The following is a 17,665-nucleotide window of genomic DNA, read 5'->3' on the forward strand; positions in this document are numbered from 1 at the left end:
GCATGGGATATGCATTAGCTTGAAGCTAACTCAGGAACACCTGATCCTCGGCGCAACGGCGCCGGCACGTTCGCATCCCCGTCATCCATGGGCCTGTTTCGGAAGGCAAGTTTATGTACCGAAAGAAAGTCTTCACCTCGTTTGCCACAGCGGCTGCACTCAGCCTGCTGCTGTCCTCCTGCGCCAATCAAGCGGGCCCGGGCACAAACGAGACTTCGTCAGCTGGAGGCAAGGTTGACGTTCCTGCCATTTCCAAGGTGGATGTTCCCTCGGCAGCCGTCCTTCCCAAGGGAGATGGAAAAGCGACCTGCCCAGCCACCACCACCCTGGCTTTTGCGGGTGCGCAAACAGGCCCCAACGCCCAGCTGGGTGTGAACATCTTCAACGGCATCCAGTTGGCCATCAACCAGCACAACCAGGCGAATCCGGGCTGCCAGGTGCAGTTCAAGAAGTTCGACACTGAAGGCGACCCGAACAAGGCCACGGGCCCGGTAACCCAACTGGTCAGTGAAGAGGCAGTTGTCGGTGTCATCGGCCTCCCGTTCTCCGGCGAATCCAAGGCGACCGGCAATATTTTCGAACAGCGTGGACTGGTCCACATCACCCCGTCCGCTACAAACCCCTCGCTGACCGAAAACGGTTGGAGCACGTTCTTCCGCGGCCTGGGTAATGACGCCGTGCAGGGGCCGGCCGCAGCCAAGTTCCTGACCGGAAAGCTGGGCGCCAAGAAGGTCTACCTGGTCCAGGATGACTCGGACTACGGCATCGGGCTCGCTACGTCAACCACTAAGGGACTTGGGGACGCCCTGGCTGGCTCGGATAAGGTGACCACCGGGCAGAAGGACTTCTCGGCGGTTATCTCAAAGATCATCAACGCCAAGGCGGACGCTGTTTTCTACTCCGGCTACTATGCTGAGGGCGCTCCGTTCATCCAGCAACTCTCCGGCAAGGGCTTCACTGGTACCTTCGTTGCTCCCGACGGTGTCAAAGACGATCAGTTCATCAAGCAGGCGGGCGACGCTTCCAACGGCGCCTTCTTCACCTGCCCCTGCATCCCGGGCGAGCTGATCCCTGACTTCGCCTCAGCCTACAAAGAAGTTTCCAAGGGCGCTGCGCCTGGCACATACTCCATTGAGGGCTACGATGCAGCAACCGTACTCCTCTCCGGAATCGATGCGGGCAAGCAGTCCCGGCCGGATCTGCTGGCCTGGGTCAAGTCCTACGACAAGGACGGGCTGAGCAAGCACTACAAGTGGGATGCCAAGGGAGAACTCCAGGCGCCTACGGTCTACGGCTACAAGGTCGAGAACGCCAAGATCGTTCCTGTCGGCCCGATCGGCGAGTAACAACTCCATGAAATCGGCTGTGGGGCCAGCAGATGCGGCCCCACAGCCTTTTCGTGATTCGGCGACAAAGAGACCATACCCATCACCGCCGACCCGGCGGCCGCATGCTACTGGATCAGGATGTTCCCCATGCTTCCCCTGCTTGTCCATTTACCCCCCATCGAAAATGACTGGATAACGTTTGATATCCCGTCTCTCCAGCAGAACTTCTGGAGTGCCACGTTTGACGGCCTGACCTTTGGAGCTATCTACGCGCTCGTCGCGCTGGGCTACACGCTGGTCTACGGCGTCTTGAACCTGATCAATTTCGCCCACTCGGAAGTATTCATCGTTGGCTGTTATGCCGTTTTCTTCACCCTCAGCAACCTGGGCTTCGGACCCTCCGTTCCCCGCCTGGGTATCCTGGCGATCGTGCTCAACCTTCTGTTGGCGCTGGTGGTCGCGATGGCCGCCTCGGCGGTGACGGCCTTCCTGCTGGAAAGGATCGCCTATAAACCGCTGCGGAAGCGCAACGCCCCACGACTGGTGTTCCTGATCACCGCAATCGGCGCTTCCTTCACCATCCAGTACCTGATCTACCTTTGGCGTGGACCGAGCCCCGAGCTTGCGCTGACCATGTTCCGGCCTACACCCATCTTCGACGTCTTCGGAACGATCGTGGATTCGCAGCAGCTGCTCATCATCATCGCTGCCGTCATCATGATGGTGGGCATTGAGCGCTTCATCAGCAAGTCACGCACCGGCCGCGGTATTCGTGCGGTGGCCCAGGACCCGGATACGGCGACGTTGATGGGCGTGAACAAAGAGCGGATCATTATTACCACCTTCGTTATTGGTGGTCTGTTGGCGGGAGCCGCCGCCTTGTTCTACGTCATGAAAATTCCGTCCGGTGTCCAGTACAGCGGTGGATTCATCTTGGGGATCAAAGCCTTTGCTGCCGCGGTGCTTGGTGGCATCGGCAACGTCCGCGGCGCGCTCCTGGGCGGACTGCTCCTGGGCCTGATCGGCAACTGGGGACAGATCCTGCTGGGTAATTCGCAATGGACTGATGTTGTGGCATTCGTGGTCCTGGTCCTGGTGTTGCTGCTGAGACCGCAAGGCATCCTGGGTACTTCCCTTGGAAGGAGCAAAGCATGAGCATGACTGACGGGCCCACGCCTCTTCAAACGGCCGCGGCGAAGCAGGCAGCCGTGGACCGTGAGGCTGCCGAAACCAGCCCGGGGAGAAGCGTCACCCCCAGACGTGGCGGCGGGCGCAAGCGCGGAGCGCTGTCCGAGCGCTGGAATGCGCTCTCACGCCAGCAACAGTGGGCCTTCCTGATCGTTGTTGTGGTGCTGGCCTACTTGTTGCCCTTGTTGAACCCGCCCATCATCACCACAGAGCCCGGCAATAACTTTGCCTTGGCTTGCTTTGACATGGCCCGCTTCGCGCTGGTGGCTGTTGGACTCAACGTGGTGGTTGGGTACGCGGGCCTGCTGGACCTGGGTTATGTGGCCTTCTTTGCTGTGGGTTCCTACTGCGCGGCGATGCTCACCAGCCCTGACTCGCCTTTCCTGCACATTCCGTACCTGTGGACCATTCCGGTGGCCATGGCTGTGACAATGTTTTTCGGCGTGGTGCTCGGCGTGCCCACGCTTCGGCTGCGCGGCGACTACCTTGCCATCGTGACCCTCGGGTTCGGCGAAATTGTGCGCATTCTTGCCACGATCATTCCTGCGATGAAGGGCCAGGTGGGTTTCCAGAACGTGGGCCACCCGCCAGGGACGGCAGCGGACGGGGCTCCCATCTTTTCCAATTCCAACGGTGTGCCCTGGTACTGGTTGACCCTGACCATCATCATCATCATTACGCTCCTGGTGGGCAACCTCGAACGCAGCCGGGTGGGGCGGGCTTGGATTGCCATCCGGGAGGACGAGGACGCGGCTGAAATAATGGGCGTGCCAACCTTCAAATACAAGGTCTGGGCCTTCGCCATCGGCGCTGCGGTAGGCGGCCTTTCCGGCGCGCTGTTTGCCGGCCAGGTCGGGTTCGTCAACAACCAGAAATTCGATGTCACGACATCCATCCTCTTCCTGGCTGCCGTTGTGCTGGGCGGAGCGGGCAACAAGGTGGGCGCCATCCTGGGCGGGGCCCTGGTGAGCTATATTCCCTTGAGGTTCACGGCCATCGCAGAGTACAAGTACCTGATCTTCGGTATCGCCCTGGTACTCATCATGATCTTCCGCTCGCAGGGGCTGCTCCCGGCCCGTCAGCGGCTGCTCGCCTACGGCCGGACCGCCTTTAACAAGGCTTCCGGCAGGGACGGCAAGGAGCCGACGGCGCCCGGTAGCGGGCCTTCCGCTACCGGGACACCCACGGGCGGCCAGAGAGGAGCGGAAGCATGAGCGCGGAAAAGGCGGCCACCGGTTCCAGTGCAGTCCCGGAACCTGCTGACGTGGACCCGTCGGTTGCCGTAGCCCCAGGGATGGATATTGAGGCCCTGGCAGAGGCAGGGGTGGACCAGGACCTGGCGGAGAAGGTTGCCCCGGACCGCGACATCGCAGTGGAGGTGGGGGATAACATTGTTGAGGTTCAAAACCTGACCATCAAGTTCGGTGGCCTGGTGGCGCTGGATAACATCAGCTTCAACATCAAACGAGGAGAGATCCTCGGACTCATCGGTCCGAATGGGGCCGGCAAGACCACCTGCTTCAATGCCATGACGGGTGTCTACAAGCCCACCAGCGGAAAGGTGCTGCTTGAAGGACAGGCCCTGAATGGCCTTAAGCAACACAGAATCACACGGCTGGGCCTCTCACGGACCTTCCAGAACATCAGGCTGTTCGGTGAGATGACGGCGCTGGAAAACGTGGTGGTGGGCCTGGACGCCCGGCACCGGACCAGTGTTGGCGGAGCGTTGCTGCGCCTGCCAACCCACACCAGGGAGGAAAAGTCGGCCATCGAACGGGGGATGGCGCTCCTGGACTTCGTCGGCATTGCCGACCACGCCCACTTCCTCTCCCGCCACCTGCCTTACGGTTACCAGCGCAGGCTCGAAATCGCGAGGGCGCTGGCCACGGATCCGAAGGTGTTGTGCCTGGACGAACCGGCAGCAGGGTTCAACCCGGCGGAAAAAGAAGAACTGATGGCGCTCATCCGGACCATCAGGGACGAGGGATATACAGTTCTCCTGATTGAACATGACATGAAGTTGGTCATGGGAGTGACGGACCGGATCGTTGTCCTGGAATTCGGCAAGAAAATCGCTGACGGATTGCCGCACGAAATCCGCGAAGACCCGCGAGTGATTGCGGCTTACTTGGGAGAGCCTGAAGATGACCTTGCTTGAAGTCGAAGGTGTTTCGGTCTACTACGGACGGATCCGGGCGATCCGGGAGATGTCCTTTACGGTCAATGAAGGCGAGGTGGTGGCACTCATTGGCGCCAACGGTGCCGGCAAGACCACCACCATGCGGACCATCTCCGGCCTGCTCAACTGTGCCGGCGGGAAGATCAAATTCGCCGGTGAGGACATCACGAAAATGAAAGCCCACCTCCGGGTGGTGCAGGGAATCTCGCAGGCCCCCGAAGGGCGCGGCATCTTTCCCGGCATGACGGTCAGGGAGAACCTGGACATGGGAACGTTCGGCCGGAAGGACAGGAGCGGGGTCTCCAAGGACCTGGACCGCGTGTTTGATCTGTTCCCCCGATTGAAAGAGCGGGAAAAGCAGCTCGGCGGCACCATGTCCGGCGGTGAGCAGCAGATGCTGGCCATCGGCAGGGCATTGATGTCCAGCCCCAAGCTACTGCTGCTGGATGAACCCTCCATGGGGCTGGCCCCGCAATTCATCCGCCAGATCTTCAAAATCATCAGGGAAATCAACAACCAGGGCACCACTGTCCTGATGGTGGAGCAGAACGCAAACCAGGCCCTTGCCGGCGCGCATCGTGCATTCGTTTTGGAGACAGGGCAGATCACGCATAGCGGGACGGGCAAGGAGCTCCTGGCAAATCCTTCCGTCAAGGAGGCCTACCTGGGCGTCGGTTAGGGGGAGCAGCTGCCGCGCCGGTCACGGTTGGGTTGCACCAGAGCAGTAGCGGGAACTTTTAGCGGTGCCCCCACGTGAAAATTGGTAGCGTGAACCTAGGAGTTCACAACTCACCCATCAAATGGAGGAATCCCGCAATGGCACTTGGCGGCAACCCGATCTTTAACGGAAAGAGCTTCCGTGGAGCCACCCAGGCACCGCCTGTCCCGCAGGCGCCTTACGGCCGGGCTCCTTATGGCCAGGCTCCCTACGGCCAGGCGCCTTACGGGCAGCAGCCGTATGGCCAGGCTCCGTACGGCCAGCAGGGCTACGGGCAGCGGCCCATGACCGACGAACAGCTGCAGCAGATGTACAACCAGCCTGCAGCAGGCCCGGCGGACACCGGCCGGATGACGTTCGACGACGTCATTGTCAAGACCGCACTCTGCCTCGGTGCCGTCATCGTAGGCGCGGCCGTCACGCTCACCGTCGGCCTGGGCCTCGCCTCGCTGCTGATGATTGTCGGTGCCCTGGGCGGCTTCGTTCTGGCCCTGGTCAACACGTTCAAGAAGCAGCCCTCACCGGCGCTCATCCTTGCCTACGCCGGACTGGAAGGCCTCTTCCTCGGCGGCCTGACCCGCATCCTGGACACCCAGTACCCGGGTGTCGGCCTGCAGGCAGTGGTAGGTACTCTCTCCGTGTTTGCAGTGACGCTGCTGCTGTTCAAGAGCGGCAAGGTCCGGGCCACGCCCAAGGCCATGCGCTTCTTTATGATCGCGATCGCGGGTTACGCCCTGTTCTCGCTGGTCAACCTGGTCATGATGCTTACCGGAGTAACCCAGGAGCCGTTCGGCCTGCGCAGCGGCATCGTTGGCGTCCTCATCGGCGTCTTCGCCATCGGCCTGGCCGCGTTCTCCCTGATCATGGACTTCACCAGCATCGAGGCCGGCGTCCGCAGCGGAGCCCCGCAGCGGTTCTCCTGGACGGCCGCCTTCGGCCTCACCGTCACCCTCGTCTGGCTGTACGTGGAAATCATCCGCCTGCTGGCCATCCTGCGCGGGGACGACTGACCGCAGAACTGCATACCGCCGTCGCACGCCCTAACGGGCAACTGCGAAAACGACTGTGGGCCCCACCGCAAGGTGGGCCCACAGTCGTTTAGCGATCTAAGCGATACGCATGGCGCCGGCCGCCGGCGTCACGGTGAAGATGTCCGGTGCGGTGAAACCGGCGCCGGCAAAAGCTTTGACGACGGCGTCACGCACCTTTTGCTCGACGTTGACCGGCGTGAGGGCGATGGCGGCGCCACCGAAACCGCCACCGGTCATGCGGGCGCCGATGGCACCATTGGCGCGGGACGTGTCCACGGCAAGATCCAGTTCCGGGCAGGAAATTTCAAAGTCGTCGCGCATCGAGACGTGGCTTGCGTCCAACAGGGCGCCGATCGAGGCAGGCCCATCGGCCGCGAGGTATTCCACGGTCTGGAGGACCCGGTCGTTCTCTGTGACCACATGGCGGACCCGGCGGAACGTCACTTCGTCCAGGAGGCCGGCGGCCTCCTCAAGGTCACCCACCTGGACGTCCCGCAGGGCCTTGACTCCGAGGACCTCGGCGCCCAGTTCACACGAGGCACGCCGGGACGCGTAACCGCCGTCGGCATGGGAGTGCGAGACCTTGGTGTCGATCACCAGCATCACCAGGTCCGCCGGTTCCGTTTCGAAGGGAACCAGGCTGACATCCTGGTTCCGGCAATCCAGGAATACGGCGTGGCCTTTTGAACCGCGCAACGATGCTGACTGGTCCATAATTCCGGTGGGGGCGCCCACGAAGTCGTTCTCAGCCAGCTGCGTAGCCAGGACCATTTCCTCCGCCTTCAGCCCGGCGCCCGTCAGATCGTTTAGTGCCGAGATGACCGCGCACTCGATGGCATGCGACGAGGAGAGCCCTGCCCCGAGTGGAACACTTGATTCCAGCAGCAGGTCGATGCCGGGAACGTCGATACCCCGCTGGCGCAGAGCCCACATGACTCCCAAGGGGTACTTAGTCCAGCCTTTGGCCGAGCCCGGCTCCAGGGAATCCAGCGAAGTGGTCACTACGCCCTGGTCCCCGTAGGTGGAAAGCAGCCGCACCGTGGAATCGCCCCGGACCCCTACGGCCACCCGGGCAGTCCGGTCAATGGCGAACGGCAGCACAAATCCCTCGTTGTAGTCGGTGTGCTCGCCGATCAGGTTGACCCGGCCCGGCGCCTGCCAGATCCCGGCAGGAACGCTGCCGAACTCCCGGCTGAACCGGGCGGCGAGATCCTCGGTACCGGCCGGTCCGGGGGTGGTAAAGGAATCGGGAACGGCGCTCACGCGGTGGCTCCTTCAGGAAGGGCTGCCTGAAGGGCAGCGGGGGATGGGGTGGAGGCCGGAACGGTGACGTTGCGCAGCCGCTCGGCCACACTTTCCGGGGTGGTGTCATTGATGAAGGCACCCATGGCGGCCTCCGACCCGGCGAGGAACTTCAGCTTGTCGGCAGCCCGGCGCGGCGAGGTCAGCTGCAGGTGCAGGTAGCTTGCGGGGCGCAGCAGTGGGTCCAGGGGTGCCTGGTGCCACGCCGAGATGTACGGCGTGGGGGTGGGGTAGAGGGCGTCTAGGCGTTTGAGCAGGTCCAGGTAGATGTGTGCCAGTTCGTCCTTTTCCTCCCCGCCGAGCGCCGCCAGGTCCGGGACCTGGCGGTGGGGAACCAGGTGGATTTCGAGGGGCCAGCGGGCAGCGAAAGGGACATAGGCGCTGAAGTTCTCGCCCTCCAGGACCATCCGGCTGCCGTCCTCGCGTTCGGAGCGAAGCAGCGAGCCCGTAAGCGTTTCCCTGCCGTCCGCGGCATCGTAAAACTTGCGGGCCGCCGCACCGAGGACTCCGGCCCGCGGGGTCACATACGGGTACGCATAAATCTGGCCGTGCGGGTGGTGCAGTGTCACGCCGATATCCGCGCCGCGGTTTTCAAAGGGAAACACCTGCTTGATGCCCGGCAGTGCGCTCAGGGCCTCGGTGCGCTGTGCCCATGCCTCGATGACAGTGCGGGAACGGGCCTCTGTCAGCCCGCTGAAGGACCCGGTGTGGGCAGGCGTGAAGGCCACCACCTCACAGCGCCCATAAGCGGGCACCGTTGTCCCCCAGGCAGCTTCCGCCGGGACCGTCCCGAGGGCCGGGCCCAGCGACGGGAAGCGGTTCTCGAACACCACCACGTCGTAGTCGTCAGCGGGAATCTCCGAAGGGTTGCTGGCGGTGGTGGGGCAAATGGGGCACTGGTCCGCCGGCGGCAGGTGCGTGCGGCTCTGGCGGTGCGCAGCAACAGCAACCCACTCACCGGTCAGGGCATCAAAACGGGCTTCTCCCGGTTCCCCCCGCGCCGGGAGGCCGCGGTGGTCCGTGGTGGTCTCCGCCGTGCGCGTCTTCGGGGCGTGGGCGTCGTCGAAGTAGATCAATTCCCTACCGTCGGAGAGCCTGGTACTGGTGATTCCCGTCATGAATCCGTCCTTTGGTGGTGCAGCAACTTAACAATATTCTGCCACACCCCGCTCAAAAGAGAATAGAAACAAACAAAAAGTAACACCCGGCTGGAGTGCAGGGACAGGAGTGGGGCTGTACGGTATTGCTCATGAGTTCCGATTCATCCCTTGAAACCAGCGTTTCTTCAGGCTACCGGGCGTATGCCACGGGCCGGCAGTATGAGCTCCGCCGCGGGGATGCCCTCGCTGTTGTCACCGAGCTGGCTGCCGGGCTCCGCCTGTACAGCAGGGGAGGAGTGCAGCTGACGGAGACCTACGGCGATGACCAGATTCCGCTTGGCGGCTGCGGCATAACCCTGGCTCCCTGGGCCAACAGGGTTGAAGACGGACAGTGGTTCCTGGACGGCAGGAAGCAGCAGCTGGACATTACCGAGGTGGCCCGGAACAACGCCAGCCACGGCCTCCTCCGGAACGCCTCCTATGCGCTGGTCGACGAGTCGCAGCACTCGGTCACGCTTGAGGCCACCATCTTTCCCCAGCACGGCTACCCTTTCCTGGCGCGCCACCGGGTGCAGTACCTCCTCGCGGAAGACCTTGGGCTTGTTGTCCGCCAGACGCTCGTTAATGACGCGAAGTCCCCGGCGCCGTTTGTCCTCGGAGCCCACCCGTACCTCCGGCTTGGTGACACGCCTGTCGAAGATCTGGTGCTGACGGTTTCCGCTGACACTCAACTGCTCGCCGATGAGCGCCTGATCCCGCGCAGCGGTGCTCCGGTCCAGGGGGATACGGACTTCCGGGCCGGGCTGCACGTTGCGCCGCTGAGCGTGGACGTTGCCTTGACCGGCCTGCAGTTCGAAGGGGGCAAGGCGCGCCACACCCTGGCAGCGCGTGACGGCCGTCAGGTCAGCCTCTGGCAGGACGAATCCTGCCAGTTCGTGCACGTCTACCTGAGTACGCAGTACCCCGGCCGGAACCGTGCGGTGGCAGTCGAACCCATGACGGGGCCGGCGAATGCCTTCAACTCCGGGCACGGCCTCCGCTGGCTGCCGCCCGGGGAATCCTTCACCATGTCGTGGGGAATCGACTACAGCCCGGGCGCCGCGGGGTAGCAGTTTCCCATTCGGCCACGGCTGCGGAAGTATAAGGCTATGACGCCAGCCGAGGATCCCGTTACGCCCGACCCTCAACCGCCAGTACGGCAACCCGCCGCCCCACTGGCCCAGACAGGTCCGCCGCTGCGGGTCCTGACGGACCGTGAACTGGATAAGGACATTCCGTACGGGGTGCGCATCGCCGCGTCCTGGGCCTGGCGGCTCGGGCTCATCCTCCTGGTGGGCGGCGCGCTGGTCTGGCTGCTGCGCCAGGTAAGTTTCCTGATCATCCCGGTGATGGTCGCCGCGCTCCTCGCCGGCCTCCTCAGCCCCGTGACCTCCTGGCTGCGGCGCCGGGGACTTCCCGGCGGCCTGGCCGTGGCCGTGACTGTCCTCGGGTTTATCGGACTTATTGCCGGAGCGCTGGCACTGGTGGGCAGGCAGCTCCTCATTGGATTCGGTGAGCTCTGGTCGCAGGCGCTGGAAGGCGTGAAGCAGGTCCAGGACTGGCTTTCGGCCGGGCCCCTCCACCTGACCGCCGCCCAGATTGACCAGTACGTCAAGGAAGCCACCGATGCCCTGCAGAACAACAGCAGCAGCATCCTCAGCGGGGCCCTGTCCTTTGGCAGCACCGCCGGCCACTTTGCCGCGGGAATGCTCCTGGCGCTGTTTATCCTGATTTTCTTCCTCCTCGAAGGCGACCGCATCTGGGCGTTCCTGGTCCGGCTACTGCCTCGAAAGGCCCGGGCCGCGGCGTTCGGCGCAGGCCGCAAGGGCTGGTCCTCGATGGTCAGTTACGCCCGCATTCAGATGTTCGTCGCAATGGTGGACGCCGTGGGCATTGGTGTTGGCGCCGCCATCATCGGCGTTCCCCTGGCGCTTCCGCTGGGTGTGCTGGTGTTCCTGGGTTCCTTTATCCCGGTAGTCGGTGCACTGCTGACCGGCATCATTGCTGTGCTGCTGGCTCTTGTTGCCAACGGCCCCGTCAACGCACTGATCATGCTGGCCATAGTGCTGCTGGTCCAGCAACTGGAAGGCCACATCCTCCAGCCGCTGGTCATGGGCAAAGCCGTTTCGCTCCACCCGGTGGCGGTGATCCTTTCCGTTGCGGCCGGCTCCTACCTGGCCGGGATCCCCGGCGCCCTGTTCTCGGTGCCCATCCTCGCCGTCTCAAACTCGGCCATTCGCTACATCGCCGCCAGAACGTGGGAACATGAACAGGTGCTGGCAGCGCCCGGCGGCTCCGTTGCGGCCGGCGTCGGCCCGGACAACACCATTACGCAAGTTGACCCGCCGGATGCCCTCAGGGACGGTAACGACGCCGCGGCCGGCACAAACGCAGAACATCCCGGCGTCCGTACCAACGACGCGGCGCCGGGGCCGAAATCCAGAGGAGATTAGTCCGTGAACATCCTTGAAACCCTTCCCGTCACGCTGGACGATGTCCTGGAGGCGCAGAAGCTGCTCGACGGGATTATTGCGCGGACCCCCGTGGAATCATCACGTGCCCTGGGTAAGCTTGTGGGCGGAGACGTCTACTTCAAGTGCGAGAACCTGCAGCGCGCAGGCTCGTTCAAGGTCCGTGGCGCCTACGTCCGGATGGCCCGCCTGTCGCCGGAAGAAAAGAAGCGCGGCGTGGTGGCCGCTTCTGCAGGCAACCACGCCCAAGGCGTCGCAGTGGCCGCCAAGAGCCTGGGGATCAAAGCCCGCATCTACATGCCGCTCGGCGTGGCCCTGCCCAAGCTCGCCGCCACCCGCAGCCACGGTGCGGAGGTCATCCTGCACGGACACAATGTGGACGAGGCGCTGGCCGAAGCCCAGCGCTACAGCAACGAGACCGGCACAGTCTTTGTCCACCCGTTCGACAACGTGGACGTCGTTGCCGGGCAGGGAACACTGGGACTGGAAATATTGGAACAGGTGCCCAACGTGGACACCGTCCTCATGGGCGTCGGCGGCGGGGGGCTCCTCGCCGGTGTCGCCGTCGCCATCAAAGCACGCGCCAAGGAACTGGGCCGGGAAATCCGCATCATCGGCGTGCAGGCGGAGAACGCCGCAGCCTACCCGCCCTCACTCGCTGCTGATGCACTGGTGCCCCTGAAAAAGGTATCCACCATGGCCGACGGCATTGCCGTGGGCCGGCCCGGCCAGCTGCCCTTCAGCATCATCCGTGAGTTGGTGGACGATGTGGTGACGGTCAGCGAGGACTCCCTGGCACGCGCCCTGATTTTCCTGCTCGAGCGGGCGAAGATGGTGGTTGAGCCGGCCGGTGCCGTAGGTGTGGCCGCCCTCATGGACGGCAAGATCGAAAATCCCGGAACCACCGCAGTGGTCCTCTCGGGCGGCAACATCGACCCCATGCTGATGCTGAAGGTCATCCAGCGCGGCCTCTCCGCCGCGGGCCGCTACATGACTGTCCGCATGATGCTCGACGACCGCCCGGGTTCGCTGGCCACCATCGCCAGGATCATCGCCGAGAACGACGCGAACGTCACCGGCCTGGACCACACACGCGTGGGCGGGTCAATCAGCATGGGGGATGTCTCCATCACCGTCAACCTGGAAACCAAGGGCCACGAGCACGGCGAGCAGGTGCTCAGCGCGCTCCGGGCCGAGGGTTTCCAGCCCATCGTGGTGCACTAGGAGGCCTGATGGCCGGACTGACGGACAACAGGGGTTTCGGAGACCGGCGCACCATTGCCGCCCGGGCAAAAGGCGGGCTGCTGGTACTGGGCAGCTTTGTGGCGCTCCTCTTTGCCATCGAACTGTTCAATGCGCTGATGCTGCGCTCGCTCAACCGGACGTTCGGGCTGCGGCCCCGGAGCGCCGACGGGCTGCTGGACATCTTCACCTTCCCGCTCCTGCACGCCAACCTGAACCATCTGTTGTCCAACAGCCTGCCGCTGATAATTTTCGGCTTCCTGGTCTTCCTGTCCGGACTGCGGGTCTTCCTGACGGCCCTGGCCTTCAGCTGGCTCGGATCGGGACTGACAGTCTGGCTGATCGGAACCGCCGGAATCACGGTGGGTTCCTCGGGCCTCGTTTTCGGACTGTTCGCCTTCCTGCTGGTCCGCGGGTTTTTCAACCGCAGCTGGCGCCAGATCCTCCTGGCCGTTGTGCTGTTCATGGGCTACGGGAGCATCCTGCTGGGTGTACTGCCGTTTGTTACCAACTACGTCTCCTGGCAGGCCCACCTCGGAGGTGCTGCCGGGGGAGTGGTGGCGGCGCTGCTCCTTCGCCCCCGCGGGGCCGGGGCGGGCAACGACTTCTGACCGCCGTCGATATCCCCGGACAGTTCTGAACCCAAAGCAAAAGCGCCGGCCGCCCCTCGGGGCGGCCGGCGCTTTTGTCTGTTCTTGCCGCTATCCGGCGTACGGCTTGGCGGAAAGGATCTCTACTTTGATGTCCTTGCCGTTGGGCGCCGTGTAGCTGAGCGTCTCGCCTTCCTTGTGGCCAAGGATGGCAGCGCCCAGCGGTGACTTTTCGCTGAAGACGTCGATATCGGAATCGCCGGCGATTTCACGGGAGCCGAGCAGGAAGGTTTCTTCGTCACCGGCGATCCTGGCAACCACGATCATGCCGGGCTCCACGATTCCGTCATCGGCCGGAGCCTCACCCACGTGGGCATCGCGGAGCAGCACCGTCAGCTGGCGGATACGGGCTTCGATCTTGCCCTGTTCCTCCTTGGCGGCGTGGTAGCCGCCGTTTTCCTTCAGGTCACCCTCCTGCCGGGCTGCTTCAATCTTCTGGACGATCTCTGCCCGGCCAGGGCCGGAAAGGTGGTCCAGCTCTGCCTTCAGGCGGTCAAAAGCTTCCTGGGTAAGCCAGGCTGCAGCTGCGCTGTTGGTGGTAGACACGGACTTCTCCTCTAATGGTCCTACATGCAAAAGACCCCGCCACGGTGGCCACTTGTGGAACAGTAACCAGCTCAGCGGGGTAAAGGTATTGCTCCATTGTAGTCAATCCCGTGGGTTTAACCGAACCTGGGAGCGGCACGGATCACATCTTTCAGCCCGGGTTGCCCGGAATCCAGCAGCTGTCCACCACGCCGGAGACGGAAAGGGACTCTGTACGGACCGGAACCCGTTGCGAAACCGTCCGGCCGCCGTCGGCTGTTTCCTCAGCCTCTGACGGCGGGATGTCCACGACTTTCCAGCCCACGACGGCGAACTTGGAGTCCAGCGCCTTAATGGCGCACTGGACGGCCGTTCCCGGCTCCCTTGTGACCTGGAAGTCCACCTCGGCCAGCGTGGCGTCAGCGGTGGCATAGCCGATGTCTTTGAAGCTCACGGTGGTGAGGGAGTTCGATGTGGAGACCCAGGCCATGAATCCGATCCCTGCGGCCAGTGCAGCACCACCGATGGCCCGCTTTGAAGCAGGGGAGAGCCTGCGCTTTTGGGCGCCATAACGATTGGCTAGGCTAGTGTTCGCGGGCTCGGATGGGGCCGGCTGGTCCGGGGAAGTCACCAGACCAGTTTAGTGCCCATCCGCGGGGGCCTTCCCGTCCGGCGGAGCGCCGGTTTAGCGGCCCCGCTCAGCGATACGAACAGCAGCCACAAGCCGCAACTAAGAATAGAGGAGCAGTCCTTCGATGACAGCGTCCAGCAACACCCCGAAGTGGGAGCACGGCCCGCTCCGGCTGCTCGCCGTCCACGCCCACCCGGACGACGAGTCCAGCAAGGGTGCCGCCACCATGGCGAAGTACGCTGCCTCAGGCGTGGAAGTCATGGTGGCCACCTGCACCGACGGGTCACGCGGGGACATCCAGAACCCGGCAGTGGAAGGCGAGCCGCACCCCAAGCGGGACATGGCCGGTGCGCGGCGCCTGGAAATGGAGCGGGCCGCCGCGATCCTGGGCATCAAGCAGCGGTGGCTGGGCTTTGTGGACTCGGGCCTGCCCGAGGGCGATCCGCTGCCGCCCTTGCCGGCGGGTTCTTTCGCCACGCTGCCGCTGCATCATGCTGCCGCTCCGCTGGTACGCCTGGTCCGGTCCTTCAAGCCGCACGTGATCCTCAGCTACGACGAAAACGGCGGCTACCCCCACCCGGACCACATCATGGCCCACCGCGTGGCCGTTGAAGCCTTCGATGCCGCGGGTGATCCGACGCGCTACCCGGAGGCGGGCGAACCGTGGGAGCCGGGGAAGCTGTACTACGACCGGGCCTTCAGCCCCGAGCGTTTCCGTGCCCTTCATTTCGCCCTGGAGGAGGCCGGCCTTCAATCGCCGTACGCGGAGCGGCTCGCCGCGTGGCTGGAGTCCGACGCCGAAGGCCACACTCCGCCGCCGGCCCCCCACCCCACCACCACCCAGGTGGACTGCGGCGACTTCTTTGAAGTGCGCGACGACGCCTTGCGGGCGCACAGGACACAGGTGGACCCGCTGGGGTTCTTCTTCGCTGTCTCCCCGGAGATGCAGCGCCGGGCGTGGCCGTGGGAGGACTATTCGCTGATCAGCTCCCGGGTGCAGTCTGAGCTGCCGGAAAAGGACCTGTTCGCGGGGCTAAGATAGAACCGGCAGGCAATTTCTATGCCGCGTAGAAGAAGTGCCCGGACCAGGGCTGCTGTATCTGCTGCCTGCTGACACCCGTTCCATAGAAGGTATTCAACGTGCAACGTCTGCTCCTCAGCCTGGCCACCACCCCCACGCCCCAGCCCACGCCGTCACTGCGCGAGGGAATTACGCAGGACCAGGTAACGCCAGGCCTCCTGGGCTTTATTATGACGGCATTTTTTGTGGTAGCCACGGCATTGCTCATTGTGGACATGGTCCGGCGGATCCGGCGCGTCCGTTACCGGGCGCAGGTGGAGGAAGAGCGCATTGCGGCTGCTTCGGCAGCTGACATCGAAGCGGCAGACGCTGCCGAGGCGGGATCTGCCGTGGCGGGGCCTGCGGCAGATCCAGAGGCCGGCGATTCCTTCCAGGGACCGGCCGACGGCGGCGCGGACGCGGGTCCCGGCAGCCGCCGCCAGTAACTGGCTAGCTGAGCACGGCCAGGGTTATTGCCGCGAAGTGCGCGGCGAAGGCAACCACGGTCAGCGCATGGAACAGTTCGTGGAAGCCAAAGTGGTGGTAGCTGAAGTTCGGCTTCTTCAGCGCGTAAAAGACCGCCCCGGTGATGTAGAGCGCCCCGCCCACGCAGATGAGGACGGCGGCAGGAATGTTCGCCTGGAAGAACTGCGGAAGATAGAACAGCGATCCGCAACCCAGGGCGATGTAGATCGGAACATAGAGCCAGCGCGGCGCATCCGTCCACAGCAGCCGGAACAGCACGCCCAGGACGGCGCCGGACCAGATGACCCAGAGGAGCAGGACAGCCTGGGGCCGTTCCAGGAGGGTCCAGGCCAGCGGTGTGTAGGTCCCTGCGATCACCAGCATGATGTTGGTGTGGTCCAGCCGTTTGAGGACCATCTTCACCTTCGGGGACCAGTTGCCGCGATGGTAAATGGCGCTGATGCCGAACAGCAGCACCCCCGTGGCGGCAAAGACTGATGAGGTGACCTTGCGGTCCATCGTCGGGGCCAGCGCCACGAGGACGATGCCCGCCACCAGGGCCAGCGGAGCGGTCATTGTATGGATCCAGCCGCGCCACTTGGGCTTGATCATCAGGAGCCCGGCCAACCGGACTGCGGCCTCGTCCGCAGCGTTCGTTGCGGGGCCGTTTCCGGCGCTTGTCTTGCCGTTCTGTTGCGGCGTCCGGGGAGCGTCCGGGGTGTCGCTGTTCATTGCTCCAGAATAACTTACGCCTCAGTAAGTTACCCGCAAGTAGCAATGGAGGTGCATGCGATTCCGGCCCGGCCAGCACCGCCGGTGCCGCTGCGGACGGTAGCCTAGGATGTGCAAAGCGGAACGTACAGCAAGGAAGTCAGGTGAGAGAGCGCGTGGAGTTGCCCGGGTTCCTCTACGGCTTTTATGAGCGCAGGCTGCTCAAGGACCTGTCCCGCGACCGTATTCCGCGCCACATCGGCGTGATGGTGGACGGCAACCGGCGCTGGGCCAAGCAGTTCAATGCCCCCACCAGCCAGGGCCACCAGGCGGGCGCGGACAAAATCCACGAGTTCCTTGGCTGGTGCCAGGAGCTCGGGATCAAGGTGGTCACGCTGTACATGCTGTCCACGGACAACATGAACAGGTCCAGTGAAGAGCTTGACCTGCTGATGGGCATCATCGCCAACACCCTGGACCGGCTGGACGAGGACGCCAACATTTCCGTGCAGGCCATGGGTGCCCCTGAGCTGTTGCCGGACTACCTGGGCCAGCGGCTTAACAAGCTGACGTCGCGCACCCCGGTCCGGGAAAAAATCCACGTCAACGTGGCCGTGGGGTACGGCGGACGCCGGGAGATTGTCGATGCGGTACGCGAACTGCTGCACGACGCCGTGGCGCAGGGCAAGGACATCAGCAAGCTGGCAGACGAACTTTGCGTGGACGACATCTCCCGGTTCCTCTACACGCGCGGCCAGCCCGATCCGGACCTGGTGATCCGCACCTCCGGCGAGCAGCGCCTCTCCGGGTTCCTGATGTGGCAGAGCGCCTACAGCGAGTTCTATTTCTGCGAGGCGTTGTGGCCCGCCTTCCGCAAGGTGGATTTCCTGCGTGCCCTCCGTGATTACGCCGGCAGGCAGCGGCGCTTCGGAGCCTGACCCGCCCGGTTTACCGGGTGTTCACGCATCAGCAACAGGAATCGCCGCGTAATGGTTGCGGAAATTACTTCGGATGGATTTACGTTA

Annotated in this window: 18 protein-coding genes; 13 read left to right on the plus strand and 5 right to left on the minus strand. The window is 63.8% G+C overall.

From position 1 onward, the window contains the following. The first annotated feature begins 113 nt into the window (after window positions 1-113). The 6 genes from QFZ36_RS19090 (at window position 114) to QFZ36_RS19115 (ending at window position 6,423) form a co-directional block, all read left to right on the plus strand. Window positions 114-1,346, plus strand: coding sequence for a branched-chain amino acid ABC transporter substrate-binding protein (locus QFZ36_RS19090; protein ID WP_306638658.1), 1,233 nt, complete (start codon window positions 114-116; stop codon window positions 1,344-1,346). Between the two features lie 129 nt (window positions 1,347-1,475). Further along, entirely contained in the window at window positions 1,476-2,483 is a 1,008-nt protein-coding gene (locus QFZ36_RS19095; protein WP_306638660.1) for a branched-chain amino acid ABC transporter permease, read from the plus strand. Continuing rightward, window positions 2,480-3,730 carry a branched-chain amino acid ABC transporter permease gene (locus QFZ36_RS19100; RefSeq protein ID WP_306638662.1) on the plus strand — a complete coding sequence of 417 codons (1,251 nt, stop codon included), beginning with the start codon at window positions 2,480-2,482 and terminating at the stop codon, window positions 3,728-3,730. Before QFZ36_RS19095 ends, QFZ36_RS19100 begins: the two co-directional genes overlap by 4 nt. Further along, window positions 3,727-4,674 (plus strand): ABC transporter ATP-binding protein, encoded by a 948-nt coding sequence (locus QFZ36_RS19105; RefSeq protein ID WP_306638664.1) that lies wholly within the window; start codon window positions 3,727-3,729, stop codon window positions 4,672-4,674. Before QFZ36_RS19100 ends, QFZ36_RS19105 begins: the two co-directional genes overlap by 4 nt. Then, window positions 4,661-5,374 carry an ABC transporter ATP-binding protein gene (locus tag QFZ36_RS19110; protein ID WP_306638665.1) on the plus strand — a complete coding sequence of 238 codons (714 nt, stop codon included), beginning with the start codon at window positions 4,661-4,663 and terminating at the stop codon, window positions 5,372-5,374. The genes QFZ36_RS19105 and QFZ36_RS19110 overlap by 14 nt, the downstream gene beginning before the upstream one ends. 137 nt (window positions 5,375-5,511) lie before the next feature. Beyond that, window positions 5,512-6,423: a Bax inhibitor-1/YccA family protein gene (locus tag QFZ36_RS19115; RefSeq protein WP_306638667.1), complete on the plus strand. Its 912-nt coding sequence runs from the start codon at window positions 5,512-5,514 to the stop codon at window positions 6,421-6,423. A 96-nt stretch (window positions 6,424-6,519) separates the two neighbouring features. Here the strand turns inward: QFZ36_RS19115 and galK are convergent, their stop codons facing one another. Together galK and galT are read right to left on the minus strand one after the other, a co-directional pair. After that, the gene (gene galK, locus QFZ36_RS19120) at window positions 6,520-7,707 is read right to left on the minus strand and encodes a galactokinase (RefSeq protein ID WP_306638669.1); all 1,188 of its coding nucleotides are present in this window, start codon (window positions 7,705-7,707) and stop codon (window positions 6,520-6,522) included. Beyond that, window positions 7,704-8,864, minus strand: coding sequence for a galactose-1-phosphate uridylyltransferase (gene galT, locus QFZ36_RS19125; RefSeq protein WP_306638670.1), 1,161 nt, complete (start codon window positions 8,862-8,864; stop codon window positions 7,704-7,706). Before galT ends, galK begins: the two co-directional genes overlap by 4 nt. A gap of 131 nt (window positions 8,865-8,995) precedes the next feature. Between galT and QFZ36_RS19130 the strand changes: the two genes are divergently transcribed. Genes QFZ36_RS19130 through QFZ36_RS19145 form a run of 4 tightly spaced genes read left to right on the plus strand, consistent with a single transcriptional unit; the run spans window position 8,996 to window position 13,209 of the window. Then, on the plus strand, window positions 8,996-9,955 hold the full coding sequence (locus QFZ36_RS19130; RefSeq protein WP_306638672.1) for an aldose 1-epimerase family protein: 960 nt from the start codon (window positions 8,996-8,998) through the stop codon (window positions 9,953-9,955). A gap of 39 nt (window positions 9,956-9,994) precedes the next feature. Continuing rightward, the gene (locus tag QFZ36_RS19135; protein ID WP_306638674.1) at window positions 9,995-11,338 is read left to right on the plus strand and encodes an AI-2E family transporter; all 1,344 of its coding nucleotides are present in this window, start codon (window positions 9,995-9,997) and stop codon (window positions 11,336-11,338) included. A gap of 3 nt (window positions 11,339-11,341) precedes the next feature. Then, a complete protein-coding gene (gene ilvA / locus QFZ36_RS19140) occupies window positions 11,342-12,580 on the plus strand; it encodes a threonine ammonia-lyase (RefSeq protein WP_142044464.1) in 1,239 nt (412 codons plus the stop codon). A gap of 8 nt (window positions 12,581-12,588) precedes the next feature. Beyond that, complete coding sequence (locus tag QFZ36_RS19145) at window positions 12,589-13,209, plus strand: rhomboid family intramembrane serine protease (RefSeq protein ID WP_306638676.1); 621 nt, start codon at window positions 12,589-12,591, stop codon at window positions 13,207-13,209. Window positions 13,210-13,299: 90 nt separating this feature from the next. Here QFZ36_RS19145 and greA read toward each other — a convergent pair whose 3' ends face one another. Together greA and QFZ36_RS19155 are read right to left on the minus strand one after the other, a co-directional pair. Continuing rightward, complete coding sequence (greA, locus tag QFZ36_RS19150) at window positions 13,300-13,794, minus strand: transcription elongation factor GreA (protein ID WP_306638677.1); 495 nt, start codon at window positions 13,792-13,794, stop codon at window positions 13,300-13,302. A gap of 151 nt (window positions 13,795-13,945) precedes the next feature. Beyond that, the gene (locus tag QFZ36_RS19155; protein ID WP_306639281.1) at window positions 13,946-14,299 is read right to left on the minus strand and encodes a DUF4307 domain-containing protein; all 354 of its coding nucleotides are present in this window, start codon (window positions 14,297-14,299) and stop codon (window positions 13,946-13,948) included. A 229-nt stretch (window positions 14,300-14,528) separates the two neighbouring features. Here QFZ36_RS19155 and mca point away from each other — a divergent pair, with 229 nt between their 5' ends. Then, a complete protein-coding gene (gene mca, locus QFZ36_RS19160; protein WP_306638679.1) occupies window positions 14,529-15,446 on the plus strand; it encodes a mycothiol conjugate amidase Mca in 918 nt (305 codons plus the stop codon). Window positions 15,447-15,544: 98 nt separating this feature from the next. After that, on the plus strand, window positions 15,545-15,910 hold the full coding sequence (locus QFZ36_RS19165; protein WP_306638681.1) for a hypothetical protein: 366 nt from the start codon (window positions 15,545-15,547) through the stop codon (window positions 15,908-15,910). Between the two features lie 4 nt (window positions 15,911-15,914). Here the strand turns inward: QFZ36_RS19165 and trhA are convergent, their stop codons facing one another. After that, window positions 15,915-16,661 carry a PAQR family membrane homeostasis protein TrhA gene (trhA, locus tag QFZ36_RS19170; RefSeq protein WP_373427055.1) on the minus strand — a complete coding sequence of 249 codons (747 nt, stop codon included), beginning with the start codon at window positions 16,659-16,661 and terminating at the stop codon, window positions 15,915-15,917. Window positions 16,662-16,816: 155 nt separating this feature from the next. Here trhA and QFZ36_RS19175 point away from each other — a divergent pair, with 155 nt between their 5' ends. Further along, window positions 16,817-17,578, plus strand: a complete 762-nt coding sequence (locus QFZ36_RS19175) for an isoprenyl transferase (RefSeq protein ID WP_306639283.1) — start codon at window positions 16,817-16,819, stop codon at window positions 17,576-17,578. The last annotated feature ends 87 nt before the right edge of the window (window positions 17,579-17,665 follow it).

Source organism: Pseudarthrobacter siccitolerans (genome assembly GCF_030823375.1).
Classification (GTDB): Bacteria; Actinomycetota; Actinomycetes; order Actinomycetales; family Micrococcaceae; genus Arthrobacter; species Arthrobacter siccitolerans_A.